General features: G+C 60.0%; 2 protein-coding genes and 1 pseudogene. 2 read left to right on the top strand and 1 reads right to left on the bottom strand.

The window, feature by feature from the left end; genetic code table 11:
* On the top strand, positions 1-598 hold a 598-nt coding region (locus tag V6C07_RS01800; RefSeq protein ID WP_333534683.1), incomplete at its 5' end, for an NAD(P)(+) transhydrogenase (Re/Si-specific) subunit beta.
* A gap of 251 nt (positions 599-849) precedes the next feature.
* Positions 850-1,350, top strand: coding sequence for an AbrB family transcriptional regulator (locus tag V6C07_RS01795; RefSeq protein ID WP_333534682.1), 501 nt, complete (start codon positions 850-852; stop codon positions 1,348-1,350).
* Positions 1,351-1,485: 135 nt separating this feature from the next.
* Here the strand turns inward: V6C07_RS01795 and V6C07_RS01790 are convergent.
* Positions 1,486-1,847, bottom strand: a pseudogene (locus V6C07_RS01790) (sel1 repeat family protein); the annotation flags it as partial.

Below are 1,847 nucleotides of genomic sequence, written 5' to 3'. Positions count from 1 at the left end.
GGGCAAGACCTTTGACAAGCTGCGGGCATATGCCCAGGGCGAAGGCCCCGCTGCCGCAGTGCCTGCCGCTTCAGCCGCTTCCGGCGGAGCGGACCAGGTGGACAGGGTGCTCAGGGAAGCCAGAAAGGTCATCATCGTGCCTGGTTACGGCATGGCTCTGGCTCAGGCCCAGCACAAGGTGAAACAGCTTGCCGACCTGCTGGAAAGCAAGGGCGCCAAGGTGAGCTACGGCATCCATCCGGTGGCCGGACGCATGCCGGGCCATATGAACGTGCTGCTTGCCGAAGCCAACGTGGACTACGAAAACCTGCTTGAGATGGATGTGGTGAACCCCCTGTTCGCCGAAGCCGATCTTGTGATCGTGATCGGGGCCAACGACGTTGTGAACCCCGCGGCCAACACTGCCGAAGGCACGCCCATTTACGGCATGCCCATTCTCAAGGCCAATGAAGCCAAAAACGTCATTATCTGCAACTATGACGACAAACCCGGCTATGCGGGAGTGGACAATACCCTGTACGGCAGGCCCGGCGTCATCATGATGCTTGGCGATGCTTCGGCAACTATGGACAAGCTCATAGGCATGGTTCAAAAGTAGGACAACTCTGTTTTACCCTGCTCCATGCGTAGAATATGCATAGAGCATTTGACAGTACGATTGCGTTGGATAAACTGATATGTTGCCCGGGGGCGCGCTCTTCTTCTGGAAGAGGGCGTCCCCTCGGCGTTGTGGGGCATTGAAGCGCGGCGACAATGGGCGTATGCATTGCCGGAAGGGCCACAGACCGGCCCGGATAAAGGAAAAACGGCCCGCTCGGGCATTCTGGCCGGGCTGATAAGGAAGGATATATGATGACGCTGATTGTGCTTTTTGCCGTGGGCCTGGCGGGTGGTCTGGTGTTCGACTATTTCGACCTGCCCGGCGGCCCCATGACCGGAGCCATGCTGGCCGTGGTCATTTTCAAGACCTTCGGTTCCGTGAGTACGCCCGAAATACCGCACTGGATACGCTATGTGATCTATGGCTGCGTGGGAGTGATCGTGGGCAATATGTACAGCCCTGACATGCTGACGGTGATCCGCTCCACCTGGCCCATCATGCTGCTGTCAACCGCCATCATTCTGCTGGCGGGCCTGTTCTGCGCCTGGGTGAGCATGCGCTTTGGCGGCATGAGCGCCGGCGGGGCCTACCTTGCCACCAGCCCGGGAGGTTTCAACGCCATTGTGGCTCTGGCAGGGGATGCGGGCAGTGAGGCCCCTGTGGTGATGGTGTACCATCTGGTGCGCATCTACGCCATTGTGCTGCTGTCGCCTTTGGTCGCCAAGCTGCTGGCAGCCCTCATAAAGTAGACCGAAATCTCCAAGCCCTGCCTTCCGGACGGCAGACTCCCGGCGTCGGGAGCAGCATTCCTGCCTGTCCAGCCGAGAGAATTTTACCTTCTGGCCTGGACGTTTTCTGAGGGGAACGGCGTCTAGAAACAGCCCCTAGTCCTGGCGGGTCAGATGGTAGATGGCGGGAATCATGTACATGAGGCTTGCCGTCTGCTGCGCGGGATCATAGCGTGTCGCCACGATGACCGTGCCGAGGTTCCAGATGTGGCCGTTGTCGCCTTCACCGGCAGAGGGCGGCCCAAAGCGTTCACTGACCATGCGCAGGATGCTCCGGGCCGTGTCTTTGTTGGGGGCGGCATATTCCAGTTCCACAAAGCCCAGCGGCGCGGGCCTGCCCGGGCCATAGCAAAGAGCCATCTGCCGTGCGCCGGGTACAAGAGCGCCCGGGGTATACAGGTCACAGATATAGGCGTCATCCTGTCGGCTTGCCTGCATGCCGGCCTTGGAGAGGGTGT

Source organism: Desulfovibrio sp. 1214_IL3152, assembly GCF_036763055.1.
In the GTDB taxonomy this organism is placed as follows: Bacteria; Desulfobacterota; Desulfovibrionia; order Desulfovibrionales; family Desulfovibrionaceae; genus Desulfovibrio.
This window is presented reverse-complemented; position numbering and strand designations above follow the sequence as displayed.